Source organism: Thioclava sp. ES.031 (genome assembly GCF_002563775.1).
GTDB lineage: Bacteria > Pseudomonadota > Alphaproteobacteria > Rhodobacterales > Rhodobacteraceae > Thioclava.
Window position 1 is genome coordinate 1,285,970 of record NZ_PDJO01000001.1, and the last position, 13,721, is coordinate 1,299,690.

A 13,721-nucleotide genomic window follows, 5' to 3' on the forward strand; every position below is an offset into this window, starting at 1 on the left:
GACGTGGGTGTTGGGGCAGGGGCGGCTCAGCCGAGGAAGATGCCCAGCACCACCATCATCAGCCCGATCACCGACACGAACAGCGCGCCCATATTGATCGCGATGATCTTTTGCAGCCGTGCGCGCAGCTCTTCATCGGGCAGGCCGGCACGCTTGGCGCTGGCCACTTTGACGATGCAATACAGGATGCCGAACAGCCCGATCACCGAGACGATGGCCCCTGCCCAGATCAGATTTTCCATTGCGGCCTCCGAAAGTTGCGCGCGCCTGCCTATCCCGTCGCGGGGGGTATGGCAAGAAAAACGCAGGCGCCCGCGATCTTCCGGGAATAAGCGGGAGGGGCGGGCACCCTTCCATAACCCGCCGATCCGCGCGCGCCGCCTCTTGATGCGCGCAGACGCTCGGGCTAGTCAGAGCGCCGACCCCCGTTCGCAAGCAGGAGAGGCCCATGCCCAACGATGCCGCCTACAATGTCACCGCCGATGAACTGCGTCAGTTTGTCGAGCAGTTCGAGAGCCTTGAAGCCGAGAAGAAAGACATCGCCGAGCAGCAGAAGGACATCATGTCCGAGGCCAAGGCCCGCGGCTACGACACCAAGGTGCTGAAGAAGATCGTCGCCCTGCGCAAACGCGACAAGGATGACGTGGCCGAGGAAGAAGCGATTCTCGACATCTACAAATCCGCGCTGGGGATGGGCTGAGCGCCACTGCGCGCCGGGCGATGATCCGGCGCGAACCGCGCCCTTCGCTTAGGGGGCGATGAATTCCACACCGGGCATCCGCGCGATTGCGGCGACGTCGGCATCGTATTGCGCGGTGATTTCGTCGACCAGCTCATCGGTCCAGCCCGGCAGCGGTGCCTCGATCTCGAGCGCCTCGGGTTGGGCGTATTTGTCGAGGAAGGCCGCCACGATCTTGCGCCGGTGCAGAACCGATTTCGGCGGGTTCGCGTCGAAATAGCTGCGCAGCCGTTCGATCCCCTCCTCGGGCATGATCTGACGCAGCACCATCATGTCGCCCTTGAGCGTCTGATCCTCCGGCAATCCGCCGACCGAACGCAGCACCTCGGGCCAGATCAGCGGCAAATCCTCGTTGCACCAGATCACGAAGCGCCGCCCGCCCGCGGCTTCCACCATCTGACGGATCAGCGGCTCCCAGCGCAGCTCGCGCGGGTCGTGGCCTTCCATGATCTGCTCGTAGCTGCGCTTGGGCAGCCGGGCGACCAGCTGCGGGATCAGGCTCGCGGGGTTGATCAGCGCGAGATGGAACTCGGTCTCCGCATCGGGAAAGAGGTTCGCGAGCGGTGCGAGCTTGCCCGGCGCCATCGCGTAGAAGCCGCGCTTGGTGATCACCCGCTCGGGGATGCACAGGAAAAACGCGTGGCTGAACACCAGCCGGTCGAGGACCGGCGCGTCGGTGCTCGCCTCGATGATCGCGTCCTGCACATCCTGCGGCGCAGGCCCGCCTTTCAGCGAGACCAAAGCATCGCGCAGCACCATCCGGTAGCTGCGGGGCGCGGGCACGGCGACGCGGTGAGATTCGAGGAGCCGGTCATTGCTCGACAGCGCGCCCACGATGCGATCTTCATCGGTCGAATGCGCTCCGAGATGGAAAACGACTTTCATTCTGCGCGCCTCAATATCGTCTGGCCGGTCAAGCCTTTATTGTTGGCGCTCACTCTAGCCGCTCCGTTCTGGACAGGCAAATGTGTTTCGGGGTAGGAGGGGCGAGACAATTCCGACAAAACTGATCGGGAAAGCCCGTGCCCAAATCTGCCCAAACCCTCTCGGTCTCCCCTGCGCCTGCCCGGCGCGGGCGCTTGCGTGCGGCGGGTGGGCTGTGGTCGCTCGGGGCCGTGGTGATCGCGGTGCTGGTGCTGGCGCCGATCCTGGCTGTCGGGTGGATGGCGCTCGATCCGCGCGACAATATCTGGCCGCATCTGATCGCGACGGTTCTGCCCCGCTACCTGATCAACACGGCAGTGCTGACGGGCGGCGTGGGGCTGCTGGCGTCCGCCATCGGGGCGGGGGCTGCGTGGCTCGTGGTGATGTATCGGTTCCCGGGGCATCGCATATTGCAATGGCTGCTGCTTTTACCGCTCGCGATCCCGGCCTATGTCGGCGCCTACGCCCTCACCGATTTCCTCGACTATTCCGGCCCGGTGCAGACCGCGATGCGCGGCGCTTTCGGCTGGGCCTCGGCGCGTGACTACTGGTTCCCCGAGATCCGCTCGCGCGAGGCGGCGGTCGTCGTGCTCTCGGCTGCGCTTTACCCCTATATCTACCTGATCACCCGCGCGGCCCTGCGCGAGCAATCCGGCGCGAGCTACGAGGTCGCCCGCGCCCTCGGCACCGGGCCTTGGGGCATGGTCTGGCGCGTGGGCCTGCCGCTCGCGCGTCCCGCCATCGCCGCGGGGGCCGCGATCGCGATGATGGAGACGGTGGCGGATTTCGGCGTCGTCGATCATTTCGGCGTGCAGACCCTGACGACCGGCATCTTCTCGACATGGCTTTCGGGCGGTAATGCGGGCGGGGCGGCGCAGCTCGCGCTGGTGATCCTCGGGATCGTGCTCGCGCTCCTTATGCTCGAGAAGCTCTCCCGCCGCCGCGTCCACTATTACCAAAGCGCGCGTCAGGCCCGCCCGGTGCAGCCGCAGCGTCTGAAAGGCGTGGCTGGCTGGGTGGCGACGCTGGCCTGCGTGCTCCCGGTGGCTTTGGGCTTCGTGCTGCCGGTCGCGGTGATGGGCAGTCATGCGCTCGCCAATCCCGAGGCGTGGTTCGGCCGGGGCCTCGGGCTCGCGCTGTGGCACACGATCCTGACCGGGGGTGCTGCCGCCGTGATCACGGTGACGCTCGCGCTGTTCATGGTCTACGGGGTGCGCCTGTCGGGGCAGCGCCTGCCGCGCGCGGTGCTGCCGCTGACGACGCTGGGCTATGCCGCGCCGGGGGCGGTGCTGGCGGTCGGCATCCTGATCCCGCTCGCCGGTCTCGATCACATGCTGGCCGACACCGTGCTGGCGATCACCGGCCACGATCCCGGGCTGCTGCTGACGGGCTCGGCCTTCGCGATCATCCTCGCCTATGTCGTGCGATTCTTCGCCATCGCCCAAGGCGCGAGCGATGCTGCCTTCGGGCGCGTGCCGCCCTCGCTGCCGATGGCCGCGCGCTCGCTGGGGCGCACGCCGGGGGGCGTCCTGCGTAGCCTCTACCTGCCCTTGATGCGCGGCTCGGTCGGCTCGGCACTGCTTTTGGTCTTCGTCGATTGCGTGAAGGAGCTGCCCGCGACGCTGCTGCTGCGCCCGTTCAACTTCGAGACATTGGCCACGCGCACGCAGGAAAAGGCGAGCCTCGAGAATCTGGGCGATGCCTCGCCCGCCGCACTTCTGGTCTGCGCGGTGGGGCTGGTCGCGGTCGCGATCCTCGCCCGCGCGGATCAGGCCCGCGCCGATCTTGCCCGCGCACGCTGAGCGGCGTCTTGCGCGAAATTCTCAGCCGCGCTATTGCGGGCCCGTCACGCCGGCGTAGCTCAGTTGGTAGAGCGTCTGATTTGTAATCAGGGGGTCGGGGGTTCGAGTCCCTCCGCCGGCACCACCTCACCGCGCCTGTGGGCGTGCATTGGAGGGCGCGATGGAAGCTACTGCTCAGATTTCCGGAGCTCTTCCGGGGCGCATGTTCGATGCGCTCGTGCTGGGAGGTCCGGCGATGTGGGCGATTGCGGCGCTGTCGGTGATCTCGCTCGCGGTGATTTTCTGGAAAATCTGGGATTTGCTGGCCGCCGGTGCGTGGTCGGGCGGGGCGCATAGCAAGGCGGCAATCGCGGCCTGGGCTGCGGGCGACCCCGACGGGGCCGAGGCGGCTCTCGCGGGACGGCGGTCGTTGCGCGCGCAGCTCGCCCGCGCGGCGATGGCGAGCCTGCGCGATCCGCAGCTTGATCGTGCCGGGGCGGAGGCCGAGACGGGCCGCGTTGCGCGCGACCTGCTGGCGCGCGCACGCTCGGGGCTCCGCGCGCTGGAACTGGCCGTGGTGATCGGCCCGCTTCTGGGGCTTCTGGGCACGGTCGCGGGCATGATCGCGGCCTTCCGCGCGCTGCAGGAGGCGGGCGTTCAGGCCGATCCGGCGACGCTTGCAGGCGGCATCTGGGAGGCGCTTTTGACGACGGCGGCGGGCATGGCGGTTGCGATCCCGGCGCAGATCGCGCTGTCGGGCTTCGATGCGGTGGTGGACCGCCTGCGCCACGACATGGAAGACGCCGCGACCCGTATTTTCGCCCGCGCGCCCGCCACGCTCACCGAGCGGCCCCGCGCCGCCGCCGAGTGAGGCGCGCGCGATGTTCGCCTTCGGTCAACCGCGCCCCCGCCGTCGCCCGGCGCTGACGCCGATGATCGACGTGGTCTTTCTGCTTTTGGTGTTCTTCATGCTCGCCTCGCGCTTCGGGGTGGAGCGCACGCTGGACCTGACCTTGGGTGGCGGCAAGGCGGGCGCGGACTGGTCCGGGCCGCCGCGTCTCGTCGATGTGGGCGAAGGCGGCGCGGTCAGCCTGAACGGGCAGGTGGTCGCGCTCTCCGATCTGGCAGGCGCGCTGCAGCCGCTGATGGATCAGCCCTCCGATCCGGTCGTGCTGCGTCCGAAAGAGGGCGATCTGAGCGCGCTGACCCAAGTGATCGAGGCGTTGCGTGGCGCGGGGCTGAGCAATCTGGTGCTGGTGCCATGAGGCTCTTCAGTGATCCGCCGCGGCGCAGCCTGCCCGAGCCGCTCTTGCCGATGATCAATGTGGTCTTTCTGCTGCTGATCTTCTTCCTGCTGGCGGCGACGCTCGCCCAGCCGACGCCTTTCGAGGTCACCCCGCCCGAGGCTTCGGGCGAGGGCAAGGCCGATCCCGGCGCGCTGGTCCTGTTTGCGAATTACGAAGGCGAGATCGCCTATGGAGAGGCGCGCGGCGATGCGGCGATTGCGGCGCTGGGGGCGGCGGCGCAGGATGCGCGCTCGGACTGCGGCGATTGCGCCGACAGCCTGACCCTGCGCGCGGACGGTCAGCTTCCCGGCGACGCGCTGGCCAAGCTGATGCCGCAGCTGGCGGGTCTCGGTTTCACCGATCTCAAACTCGTGGTGCAGGGCAAATGACGCTGCGCGGGCTGGCTTTCGCGGGCGCGCTGGGCGCGGCTTTGGCAGTCCACGCGGGCGTGCTGATGGTCTGGGAACCTGCGCCTGCGGGCGGGGCGCAATCGGCGGGCGACGGGGGCGAGGCGCTCGTCTCGCTTGCGCCGTCTTCGCCGTCCATGGCCGCGCAGGTGGCTGAGTGGGAGCGCCCGCCCGAGGTCGCGACGGAGGTTGCGGCGACGCAGCCTGAGGCTCCAACCGCGCCCGAAGCACCTGAAGCCCCGACCGAGCCGGTCGAGACCGCGCCGCAGACTGCCGCAGCCCCCACGCTGACCGCGCCACCTGCGCCCGATGCCGCGCTGCCCGAACAGGCCGAGCCCGCGCCGCCCGACATGCCGCGGCCCGAGGCCAAGCCCACGCCGCCTGCGCCGAAACCGGCGAAGCCGAAGCCCAAAGTACCTGCGAAGAAACAGGCCTCGCAGCCCGCCCCGGCCCAACCCAAGCAGCAGGCGAAGGGGCAGGGCGACACAGGGGCGGCGGGCGACCGGCGCGCGGCCCCGGCGGCGACGCTCTCGGCGGGACAGATCCGGTCCCTGATGGGATCGTGGGGCGGAGAAATCCGCGCCCGGATCGAGCGGGCCAAGCAAACGCCCTCCGGGGCAGGCGCGGGCCGCGTGGTCGTCGCGTTGAACATCGCGCGCGACGGGCGGCTCGTCGGCGCGTCGGTTGCGCAAAGCTCGGGCAATGCGGCGCTCGACCGGGCGGCGCTCGACGCCGTGCGCCGGGCGGGCCGTTTCCCCGCAGCGCCGCAAGGCTTGGGCAAACCCAGCTACAGCTTCTCCTTGCCGATGGCCTTCCGCTGAGCGCGGCTTGCACCCGCCGGCAAGGCGAGGCAGGGTGCGCGCAACCAAGGAGCGAGCATGCCGATCAAGAACCGTTTTGCCGAGATGCACGCGGAAGCCACCGCATGGCGGCACGATTTTCACCGCAATCCCGAACTGCTCTACGATCTGCCGCGGACCTCCGCGCGCGTGGCCGAGCTGTTGCGCGAATTCGGCTGCGATGAGGTGGTCGAGGGGATCGGGCGCTCGGGCGTTGTCGGCGTGATCGAGGGGCAGGGCACGCGCCAGGGCGGGCTACGCTGTGTCGGTCTGCGCGCCGATATGGATGCGCTGCCGATCCGCGAGAAAACCGGCGCTGAACACGCCTCCGAGATCGAGGGCAAGATGCATGCCTGCGGCCATGACGGGCACACGTCGACCCTGCTGGCAGCGGCGAAATACCTCTGCGAGACACGCGCCTTCGCGGGCCGCGCCGTGGTGATCTTCCAGCCCGCCGAAGAGGGCGGGGCCGGGGCCAAGGCGATGATCGAGGACGGTCTGATGGAGCGTTTCGGCATCGAGGAGGTCTATGCGCTGCACAACATGCCGGGGATGGAACCGGGCAGTTTCGGCATCCGCCCCGACGCGATGATGGCGGCGGCGGATTTCTTCGACATCGTGGTGACCGGCAAGGGTGGCCATGCGGCGAAACCGCAAGAGGTGATCGACCCGGTGCCGATCTCCGCCCATCTGATCCTCACGCTGCAAAGCATCGTGTCGCGGTCGAGCGATCCGCTGGAAGAGATCGTGCTCTCGGTCACGACGCTGGAGACCGACTCGAAGGCGCTCAACGTGATCGGCAATTCGGTGAGCCTTGGCGGGACGGTGCGCACGATGAGCGCCGAGACCCGCGATCTGGCCGAGCGCCGCCTGCGCGAGATCGCGCAGGGGGTGGCTGCGACCCATGAGGCGACGGCAGAGGTCGACTACCGGCGCGGCTATCCCGTCACCCGCAACGACGCGGCGGCGGCCGAGGTCGCAGCGCAGGTGGCCGAGGCCGTGGCGGGGGGCTGCGACCGCAATGTCGATCCGATGATGGGGGCGGAGGATTTCGCCTATATGCTGGAGGTGCGCCCCGGGGCCTATGGCTTCATCGGCAATGGCCCCAGCGCGCCGCTCCATCACGCGGAATACGATTTCAACGACGCGATCCTGCCTGCGGGCGCAAGCTGGTTCGTCGGCATGATCGAGGCGCGTCTGCCTGCCGAGTGAGCCTCAGCGCATGACCATGACCGCGCATTTCGCATGGCGCACGACGCGCGAGGCGGTCGAGCCGATCAGGTAATCGCCAAAGCCCGGACGGTGCGACGCGATCACGATGCAATCGGCCCCGATATTTTCAGCGTAGTCGAGGATTTCATGGCCGGGCTGACCTTCGACGATTGCCCAGGCGCCCGCGTCGAACTCTGCCGCGCGCGTGGCGAGGTCTTGCTCCAGCGTCTTGCGCAATTCCTCCGCATAGCCCTCGGGCATGTAGTTGATCGCATAGGCGGGGACGTCTTCCATCACATGCAGCAAGGTGATGCGCGCTCCGTCGCCTGCCAGCGCCCGCGCGACATTGAGCGCGGCATCGGGGTTGTGATCTTCGTCGAAGGCGACGGGCACGAGAATGTTGGAATACATTGGTTTGGCTCCCTTTCTTTGTCGGGAGCCTGCCAGACGGTCTGGCCCTGCGCATTGATTTGAGTCACCCCGGACGGCGGCAAAGACGCCAGATGACGCAAAGGAAGGCGAGAACCGCTCCGCCCCAGAGCGCGGGCGTCAGACCGGGGCGATAGATCAGGGAAGCGAAGGCCTCGCCGGGCAGCCACCCGCCGCCCGTGGCGGAGGCGAAGCCGCTCGCGACACGCTCGGCCACCCAATACCAGCCAAGGGCGAACAGCGCCGCGAGAAGGGCCCGCAGCGGCCACGGCCCGGAAATCGCGGCGAGAAGCGCAAGCGGCAGGATCAGGATGGCGCTGGCCTTTGCGACATCGAATGCGAGGCTCAGCCCCGTGACCGCTCGCGCACGCTCGGCATAGCCCAGCCCTGCGAGCGTGTCGAAATTGCCGAGCATCAGATGCGCCCAGAGCGTAAGCGCCACGAGCGCTGCGCCGATCAGACCCGCGCCGAGCGCGCGCGACGCACGCTCGGCAGGTCTCATCCGCCGGTATGGCTCATGTGGCGCGACATCTGGCCCGAGACCTTCTGGCGCGAATAGTCGAAATCATGGCCTTTGGGCTTGCGCGAGATCGCCTCGCGGATCGCGGCTTCCAGCGCGGCATCGTCCTCGTTGGCCCGCAGGGGCGCGCGCAGATCGGCGTTGTCTTCCTGGCCGAGGCACATGAACAACTCGCCCGTGCAGGTCACCCGCACGCGGTTGCAGTTCTCGCAGAAATTATGCGTGAGCGGCGTGATGAAACCGATCTTCTGACCGCTTTCCTCAAGCCGGACGTAGCGCGCCGGGCCCCCGGTCGATTCCGCCAGATCGGTCAGGGTAAAGCGTTCGGCCATCGCCTTGCGCACATCCGAGAGCGGCCAGTATTGATCGAGCCGCAGATCGTCGCCCATCTCGCCCATCGGCATCACTTCGATAAAGGTCAGATCGAAGCCTTCCGCCGCGCACCAGTCGATCAGGGTGAACAGCTCGTCCTCGTTGAAGCCCTTCAGCGCGACGGTGTTGATCTTGACCTTGAGGCCCGCGCGTTTCGCCGCCTCCAGGCCTTTGAGCACCTGTTCGAGCCGCCCCCAGCGCGTGATCTTCGCGAATTTGTCGGCATCGAGCGTGTCGAGCGAGACGTTGATCCGCTTCATGCCCAGTGCCGCGAGATCATCGGCGAATTTCGCAAGCTGCGAGCCATTGGTGGTCAGCGTCAGCTCGCGCAGATCGCCGGTCTCCAGATGCCGCGAGATCGAGCGGAAGAAGGTCATGATGTCACGCCGCACCAGCGGCTCGCCCCCGGTGATGCGCAGCTTCTTCACGCCGAGGCGGATGAAGGTCGAGCAGAGCCGGTCCAGTTCTTCGAGCGTCAGCAGTTCCTTTTTCGGCAGGAACTGCATGTGTTCGGCCATGCAATAGGTGCAGCGAAAGTCGCAGCGGTCGGTGACCGAGACCCGCAAATAGTCGATCGGGCGGGCGAAGGGGTCGATGAGGGGCGTGTTATCCATGTGCGGAAAGTAAGGTGCGGGGGGCGGGGCGGCAAGGGTGGTCGCGCGGATCGCAGCTGATCGGGGGCCGCGCGGGGGTGACACTGGCTGCGGACTGGGCATAGGCTCGGCTGAGATTCAAGGAGACTTCGAATGCGCAAAACCCTCGCTCGTCCGATCCTCGCGCTCGTTTTGACGATGCCGATTGCGGGCTGCGCCACGCTCGGGCTGAACGGCCCGAACGCCGCGGGCTCGGGCTCTGCAGCGGCGCCCGGCGCGGCGGCGACTGCGACCCCGGTTCCGAAACCCAGCGCGAAAACCGCCGATTCCTTCGATACCACCACGGCAGAACAGCGCGCCGAGGCGGCGAAGAAACCCGTGGGCGGCGAGACCAAGCTTGGCACCACCATCGCGAGCCTTGGCGATCCGGCCGATCCGGGCTTCTGGGTGAAGACCGGGCTTGTCAAAAGCGAGACCCCCGGCCGGATCGAAGACCCGAAGACCGGCAAATCCGCGAAGGTCACGCTGATCCCGTCGGGCAAGGCGGCTGGCTCGGGCTCGGAAGTGTCGCTGCCGGCGCTGCGCCTGCTCGAGGTGCCGCTGACCGATCTGCCCGAACTCACCGTCTACAAGCTTTGAGCGGTTCGCGATGAACCCTCTGCGCGAGATCGACATTCCGCCGCTCTGGCTGGTGCTGTTCGCGGCGCTGGTCTGGGCGCTGGGGCAGGTCGTGCCGATGGCGTTTCGCTATGATCGCGCGCTCGGGATGATCGCGATCGCGCTTGGGCTCGCACTCATGCTGGCCGCGGTGGGGCAGATGCTGCTTCACCGCACCACCTTCATCCCGCGCCGTGATCCGTCCGACCTCGTGACCTCCGGGGTCTTCGCGCTGTCGCGCAACCCGATCTATCTCGGCGACGCGCTGGTGCTCGCGGGGCTGGCGCTGATCTGGCACGCGCCTTTGGGGCTTCTGCTGGTGCCGGTCTTCATGTGGTTCATCACGCAGCGCTACATTCTCGGCGAGGAAGCCCGGATCGCCGCGCATTTCGGCGAAGCTTACACCGCCTACCGCGCCCGGACCCGCCGCTGGCTCTGATCGAGCCGCGGCATAATGCTGCGCCCGCAAAAAAAGCTGAAGCCGGTGCAATCGGGTCGCAGCGCGAAATAAACGATCTAACACTCTGATATGAAGTCATAAATCACCCCGATGTTCGGTATTCAATGGTATACACGAACCGGTGAGCTGCGCCGTGAACGATTAACAAGGTTTTACGGCCCATCGGTGCTTGTGAAACATTATTGCGCGATGCTAAGGAGTACGACGCAAGATTCCGGGTGCGCAGGCCATCGGCTAAACGCACCGCTATCCAAGGGGGAGTTAGAGTGAAAATCGGAGCTCCAAAGGAGATTTTCGAGGGCGAGGCGCGGGTCGCCATGACGCCCGACTCGGCTTTGCAGCTGCAAAAGCTGGGTCATGAGTGCTTCATCGAGACCGGAGCAGGCGTCCGTGCCGGCTTCACAGACGAGGCCTACGAGGCCGCGAATGTGACCGTCATCAAGACCGCCGCCGCGCTGTTCAAAGAGGTGGATTTCGTCATCAAGGTTCGCCCGCCGAGCGATACCGAGGTCAAGCGCCTCAAGCCCGGCCAGACCCTGATCTCGTTCTTCTACCCGGCCCAGAACGAAGAGCTTCTGAAAGCCGCCGAGAAGACCGGTGCGAACGTGATCGCGATGGACATGGTCCCGCGGATCTCGCGCGCGCAGAAAATGGATGCGCTGTCCTCCATGGCCAATATCGCGGGCTACCGTGCGGTGCTCGAGGCAGGCAACAACTTCGGCCGCTTCTTCACCGGTCAGGTGACGGCGGCAGGTAAGGTTCCGCCGGCGAAAGTGCTCGTGGTGGGCGCAGGCGTCGCGGGTCTCGCCGCGATCGGCGCTTCGACCTCGCTGGGTGCGATCACCTACGCGTTCGACGTGCGTCCCGAAGTGGCCGAGCAGATCGAGTCGATGGGCGCCGAGTTCGTCTATCTCGACTTCGAGGAGGCCGCGAAAGACGGCGCCGAGACGGGTGGCTATGCTGCGCCGTCCTCGCCGGAATTCCGTGAAGCCCAGCTTGCGAAATTCCGCGAACTGGCCCCCGATATCGACATCGTCATCACCACCGCGCTGATCCCGGGCCGCGACGCCCCGGTGCTGTGGACCAAGGACATGGTCGAGGCGATGAAGCCGGGCTCGGTGATCGTGGACCTCGCCGCCGAGCGCGGCGGCAACTGCGAACTGACGGTGCCGGACGAGAAGATCGTGAGCGACAATGGCGTGACCATCGTCGGCTACACGGATTTCCCGAGCCGCATGGCGACGCAGAGCTCCGCGCTCTACTCGACCAACATCCGTCACATGATGACGGACCTGACGCCCGAGAAGGACGGTGTCGTCGTCCATGACATGGAAGACGACGTGATCCGTGGCGCGACCGTGGCCTATCAGGGCGAGATCACCTTCCCGCCGCCGAAACCCAAGGTAGCCGCGATCGCGGCGCAAAAGCCGAAGGAAAAGGCCAAGGAACTGACGCCGGAAGAGAAGCGCGCCGCCGAGGTGGCCGAGTTCAAGAAGCAGACCCGCAATCAGGTGACGCTGCTCGCCGTGGGCGCGATCGTGCTTCTGGGCGTGGGCCTCGTGGCGCCGGCCAGCTTCATGCAGCACTTCATCGTCTTCGTGCTCAGCTGTTTCGTGGGCTTCCAGGTGATCTGGAACGTCTCGCACTCGCTGCACACGCCGCTGATGGCTGTGACCAACGCGATCTCGTCGATCATCATCCTCGGCGCGCTGTTGCAGATCGGATCGGGCTCGTGGCTCGTGATCGTGCTGGCCGCGCTGTCGGTGTTCATGGCCGGGATCAACATCTTCGGTGGCTTCATGGTCACCCGGCGCATGCTCGCCATGTTCCAGAAGTCGTAAGAGGGGGAGAGCGTAATGGAAAACGGATTCTCGACCGCCGCCTATGTTGTCGCGGCAGTTCTCTTCATCCTCTCGCTGGGCGGCCTTTCGGGGCAGGAAAGCGCGAAACGGGCCGTGTGGTATGGCATCTTCGGCATGGGCCTCGCGGTTCTGGCGACGCTGATCGGCCCCGGTTCGGGTCTTTGGCTTCTCTCGGTCATCCTGATCGCGGGCGGTGGCATCATCGGCTGGTTCGTCGCGAACCGGGTGCAGATGACGGAAATGCCGCAGCTTGTGGCCGCGATGCACTCGCTGGTCGGTCTGGCCGCCGTCTTCGTGGGCTACAACGCCTATATCGAGATGGCGCGCGTCGGCGCGATGGGCGCGGAAGAGCAGCACGCGCTGAAGGGCTTTGCCGCTCTGATCGCGCATAAGACGCCGGTCGAACTGTCGATCCTGCGCGTCGAGCTGTTCCTCGGCGTGTTCATCGGGGCGGTGACCTTCACCGGGTCGGTCGTGGCCTTCGGCAAGCTCGCGGGCAAGGTGACCTCGAAGGCCACCAAGCTGCCGGGCGGGCATATCCTCAATGCGACGGCTGCGATCCTCTCGGTGATCCTGCTGATCGCCTTCCTGAACGGGGCAGGGGCCTGGGCGCTGATCGTGATGACGCTTCTGGCCTTCTTCATCGGCTATCACCTGATCATGGGTATCGGCGGGGCCGATATGCCGGTCGTGGTGTCGATGCTGAACTCCTATTCGGGCTGGGCCGCGGCGGCGATCGGCTTCTCGCTGGGCAACGATCTTCTGATCGTGGTCGGCGCGCTGGTCGGCTCCTCGGGTGCGATCCTGTCCTACATCATGTGTAAGGCGATGAACCGCTCGTTCATCAGCGTTATCCTCGGCGGCTTCGGCGGCGCCTCCGGTCCCGCGATGGAAGTCGAGGGCGAGCAGATCGCGATCGACGCCGACGGCGTGGCCTCCGCGCTGCGCGACGCCGATAGCGTGATCATCGTGCCGGGCTACGGCATGGCGGTGGCGCAGGCTCAGCAGGCGGTGTCGGAACTGACCCGCAAACTGCGCAGCCAAGGCAAGGAAGTGCGCTTCGCGATCCACCCGGTCGCGGGCCGTCTGCCGGGCCACATGAACGTGCTCTTGGCCGAGGCGAAGGTGCCCTACGATATCGTTCTGGAAATGGACGAGATCAACGAGGACTTCCCCGACACTGACGTGGTGATCGTCATCGGCTCGAATGACATCGTGAACCCCGCCGCACAGGAAGACCCGAACTCGCCGATCGCCGGCATGCCGGTTCTGGAAGTGTGGAAGGCCAAGCAGGTGTTCGTCTCGAAGCGCGGCCAGGGCACCGGCTATTCGGGCATCGAGAACCCGCTGTTCTACAAAGAGAACACCCGGATGTTCTATGGCGACGCCAAGGACTCGGTGAACGCGCTGCTGCCGCTGATCGACTGATCGGCAGGGCAGGGAAATTGGAAACGGCCGGTCGAGGGACCGGCCGTTTTCGTTTGGGGTGATGGGCGCTGAGGGACGCGCCCGAGCCTCGGGTGGGCGCTGTGCTTCGCATGTGGCTGGGCAGTTTATCTCGCAAGCACGGACGACGGCGACACTCGCGATGACATCGCCAATGCGCCCTCCCGGGGGGAGGGTCGGGCGCGGCCCGGGGC

The 13,721-nt window shown here is 66.7% G+C and carries 16 protein-coding genes and 1 tRNA gene; 12 read left to right on the forward strand and 5 right to left on the reverse strand.

Annotated features, from left to right (window positions below):
* Positions 1 to 26: 26 nt before the first annotated feature.
* Positions 27 to 242 carry a hypothetical protein gene (locus AXZ77_RS06240; protein ID WP_098410473.1) on the reverse strand — a complete coding sequence of 72 codons (216 nt, stop codon included), beginning with the start codon at positions 240 to 242 and terminating at the stop codon, positions 27 to 29.
* 206 nt (positions 243 to 448) lie between these two features.
* Between AXZ77_RS06240 and AXZ77_RS06245 the strand changes: the two genes are divergently transcribed.
* Complete coding sequence (locus tag AXZ77_RS06245) at positions 449 to 700, forward strand: DUF2312 domain-containing protein (RefSeq protein ID WP_078519510.1); 252 nt, start codon at positions 449 to 451, stop codon at positions 698 to 700.
* Between the two features lie 48 nt (positions 701 to 748).
* Here the strand turns inward: AXZ77_RS06245 and AXZ77_RS06250 are convergent, their stop codons facing one another.
* Complete coding sequence (locus tag AXZ77_RS06250) at positions 749 to 1,624, reverse strand: hypothetical protein (RefSeq protein WP_098410474.1); 876 nt, start codon at positions 1,622 to 1,624, stop codon at positions 749 to 751.
* Positions 1,625 to 1,902: 278 nt separating this feature from the next.
* Between AXZ77_RS06250 and AXZ77_RS06255 the strand changes: the two genes are divergently transcribed.
* The 7 genes from AXZ77_RS06255 (at position 1,903) to AXZ77_RS06285 (ending at position 7,188) form a co-directional block, all read left to right on the forward strand.
* Positions 1,903 to 3,465, forward strand: a complete 1,563-nt coding sequence (locus AXZ77_RS06255; RefSeq protein WP_098412454.1) for an iron ABC transporter permease — start codon at positions 1,903 to 1,905, stop codon at positions 3,463 to 3,465.
* Between the two features lie 48 nt (positions 3,466 to 3,513).
* Positions 3,514 to 3,589 (forward strand) — tRNA-Thr (locus tag AXZ77_RS06260).
* 36 nt (positions 3,590 to 3,625) lie between these two features.
* Positions 3,626 to 4,315, forward strand: coding sequence for a MotA/TolQ/ExbB proton channel family protein (locus AXZ77_RS06265; protein WP_098410475.1), 690 nt, complete (start codon positions 3,626 to 3,628; stop codon positions 4,313 to 4,315).
* A 10-nt stretch (positions 4,316 to 4,325) separates the two neighbouring features.
* Positions 4,326 to 4,709, forward strand: a complete 384-nt coding sequence (locus tag AXZ77_RS06270; RefSeq protein WP_098410476.1) for a biopolymer transporter ExbD — start codon at positions 4,326 to 4,328, stop codon at positions 4,707 to 4,709.
* Positions 4,706 to 5,119 carry a biopolymer transporter ExbD gene (locus tag AXZ77_RS06275; RefSeq protein WP_098410477.1) on the forward strand — a complete coding sequence of 138 codons (414 nt, stop codon included), beginning with the start codon at positions 4,706 to 4,708 and terminating at the stop codon, positions 5,117 to 5,119. The genes AXZ77_RS06270 and AXZ77_RS06275 overlap by 4 nt, the downstream gene beginning before the upstream one ends.
* Positions 5,116 to 5,958: an energy transducer TonB gene (locus AXZ77_RS06280; RefSeq protein ID WP_098410478.1), complete on the forward strand. Its 843-nt coding sequence runs from the start codon at positions 5,116 to 5,118 to the stop codon at positions 5,956 to 5,958. Before AXZ77_RS06275 ends, AXZ77_RS06280 begins: the two co-directional genes overlap by 4 nt.
* Positions 5,959 to 6,015: 57 nt before the next feature.
* The gene (locus AXZ77_RS06285) at positions 6,016 to 7,188 is read left to right on the forward strand and encodes a M20 aminoacylase family protein (RefSeq protein WP_098410479.1); all 1,173 of its coding nucleotides are present in this window, start codon (positions 6,016 to 6,018) and stop codon (positions 7,186 to 7,188) included.
* Positions 7,189 to 7,191: 3 nt separating this feature from the next.
* On the opposite strand, the gene AXZ77_RS06290 is transcribed toward AXZ77_RS06285, so the two are convergent.
* From AXZ77_RS06290 to moaA, 3 genes are all read right to left on the reverse strand, one after another.
* On the reverse strand, positions 7,192 to 7,599 hold the full coding sequence (locus AXZ77_RS06290; protein WP_098410480.1) for a universal stress protein: 408 nt from the start codon (positions 7,597 to 7,599) through the stop codon (positions 7,192 to 7,194).
* Positions 7,600 to 7,663: 64 nt separating this feature from the next.
* Positions 7,664 to 8,119, reverse strand: coding sequence for a hypothetical protein (locus AXZ77_RS06295; protein WP_098410481.1), 456 nt, complete (start codon positions 8,117 to 8,119; stop codon positions 7,664 to 7,666).
* The gene (moaA, locus tag AXZ77_RS06300; RefSeq protein ID WP_098410482.1) at positions 8,116 to 9,123 is read right to left on the reverse strand and encodes a GTP 3',8-cyclase MoaA; all 1,008 of its coding nucleotides are present in this window, start codon (positions 9,121 to 9,123) and stop codon (positions 8,116 to 8,118) included. Before moaA ends, AXZ77_RS06295 begins: the two co-directional genes overlap by 4 nt.
* A 132-nt stretch (positions 9,124 to 9,255) precedes the next feature.
* Here moaA and AXZ77_RS06305 point away from each other — a divergent pair, with 132 nt between their 5' ends.
* The 4 genes from AXZ77_RS06305 (at position 9,256) to AXZ77_RS06320 (ending at position 13,509) form a co-directional block, all read left to right on the forward strand.
* Positions 9,256 to 9,741, forward strand: coding sequence for a hypothetical protein (locus tag AXZ77_RS06305; RefSeq protein WP_098410483.1), 486 nt, complete (start codon positions 9,256 to 9,258; stop codon positions 9,739 to 9,741).
* A 10-nt stretch (positions 9,742 to 9,751) separates the two neighbouring features.
* Positions 9,752 to 10,198 (forward strand): isoprenylcysteine carboxylmethyltransferase family protein, encoded by a 447-nt coding sequence (locus AXZ77_RS06310; protein WP_255266427.1) that lies wholly within the window; start codon positions 9,752 to 9,754, stop codon positions 10,196 to 10,198.
* 287 nt (positions 10,199 to 10,485) lie between these two features.
* Positions 10,486 to 12,060 (forward strand): Re/Si-specific NAD(P)(+) transhydrogenase subunit alpha, encoded by a 1,575-nt coding sequence (locus AXZ77_RS06315; RefSeq protein ID WP_098410484.1) that lies wholly within the window; start codon positions 10,486 to 10,488, stop codon positions 12,058 to 12,060.
* A gap of 15 nt (positions 12,061 to 12,075) precedes the next feature.
* Entirely contained in the window at positions 12,076 to 13,509 is a 1,434-nt protein-coding gene (locus tag AXZ77_RS06320; protein ID WP_098410485.1) for an NAD(P)(+) transhydrogenase (Re/Si-specific) subunit beta, read from the forward strand.
* The last annotated feature ends 212 nt before the right edge of the window (positions 13,510 to 13,721 follow it).

Bases quoted from the DNA above. Each gene is read 5' to 3' on its own strand.
- AXZ77_RS06240 (WP_098410473.1), bottom strand. From the start codon at position 242: ATGGAAAATCTGATCTGGGCAGGGGCCATCGTCTCGGTGATCGGGCTG.
- AXZ77_RS06245 (WP_078519510.1), top strand. From the start codon at position 449: ATGCCCAACGATGCCGCCTACAATGTCACCGCCGATGAACTGCGTCAG.
- AXZ77_RS06250 (WP_098410474.1), bottom strand. From the start codon at position 1,624: ATGAAAGTCGTTTTCCATCTCGGAGCGCATTCGACCGATGAAGATCGC.
- AXZ77_RS06255 (WP_098412454.1), top strand. From the start codon at position 1,903: ATGGCGCTCGATCCGCGCGACAATATCTGGCCGCATCTGATCGCGACG.
- AXZ77_RS06265 (WP_098410475.1), top strand. From the start codon at position 3,626: ATGGAAGCTACTGCTCAGATTTCCGGAGCTCTTCCGGGGCGCATGTTC.
- AXZ77_RS06270 (WP_098410476.1), top strand. From the start codon at position 4,326: ATGTTCGCCTTCGGTCAACCGCGCCCCCGCCGTCGCCCGGCGCTGACG.
- AXZ77_RS06275 (WP_098410477.1), top strand. From the start codon at position 4,706: ATGAGGCTCTTCAGTGATCCGCCGCGGCGCAGCCTGCCCGAGCCGCTC.
- AXZ77_RS06280 (WP_098410478.1), top strand. From the start codon at position 5,116: ATGACGCTGCGCGGGCTGGCTTTCGCGGGCGCGCTGGGCGCGGCTTTG.
- AXZ77_RS06285 (WP_098410479.1), top strand. From the start codon at position 6,016: ATGCCGATCAAGAACCGTTTTGCCGAGATGCACGCGGAAGCCACCGCA.
- AXZ77_RS06290 (WP_098410480.1), bottom strand. From the start codon at position 7,599: ATGTATTCCAACATTCTCGTGCCCGTCGCCTTCGACGAAGATCACAAC.
- AXZ77_RS06295 (WP_098410481.1), bottom strand. From the start codon at position 8,119: ATGAGACCTGCCGAGCGTGCGTCGCGCGCGCTCGGCGCGGGTCTGATC.
- moaA (WP_098410482.1), bottom strand. From the start codon at position 9,123: ATGGATAACACGCCCCTCATCGACCCCTTCGCCCGCCCGATCGACTAT.
- AXZ77_RS06305 (WP_098410483.1), top strand. From the start codon at position 9,256: ATGCGCAAAACCCTCGCTCGTCCGATCCTCGCGCTCGTTTTGACGATG.
- AXZ77_RS06310 (WP_255266427.1), top strand. From the start codon at position 9,752: ATGAACCCTCTGCGCGAGATCGACATTCCGCCGCTCTGGCTGGTGCTG.
- AXZ77_RS06320 (WP_098410485.1), top strand. From the start codon at position 12,076: ATGGAAAACGGATTCTCGACCGCCGCCTATGTTGTCGCGGCAGTTCTC.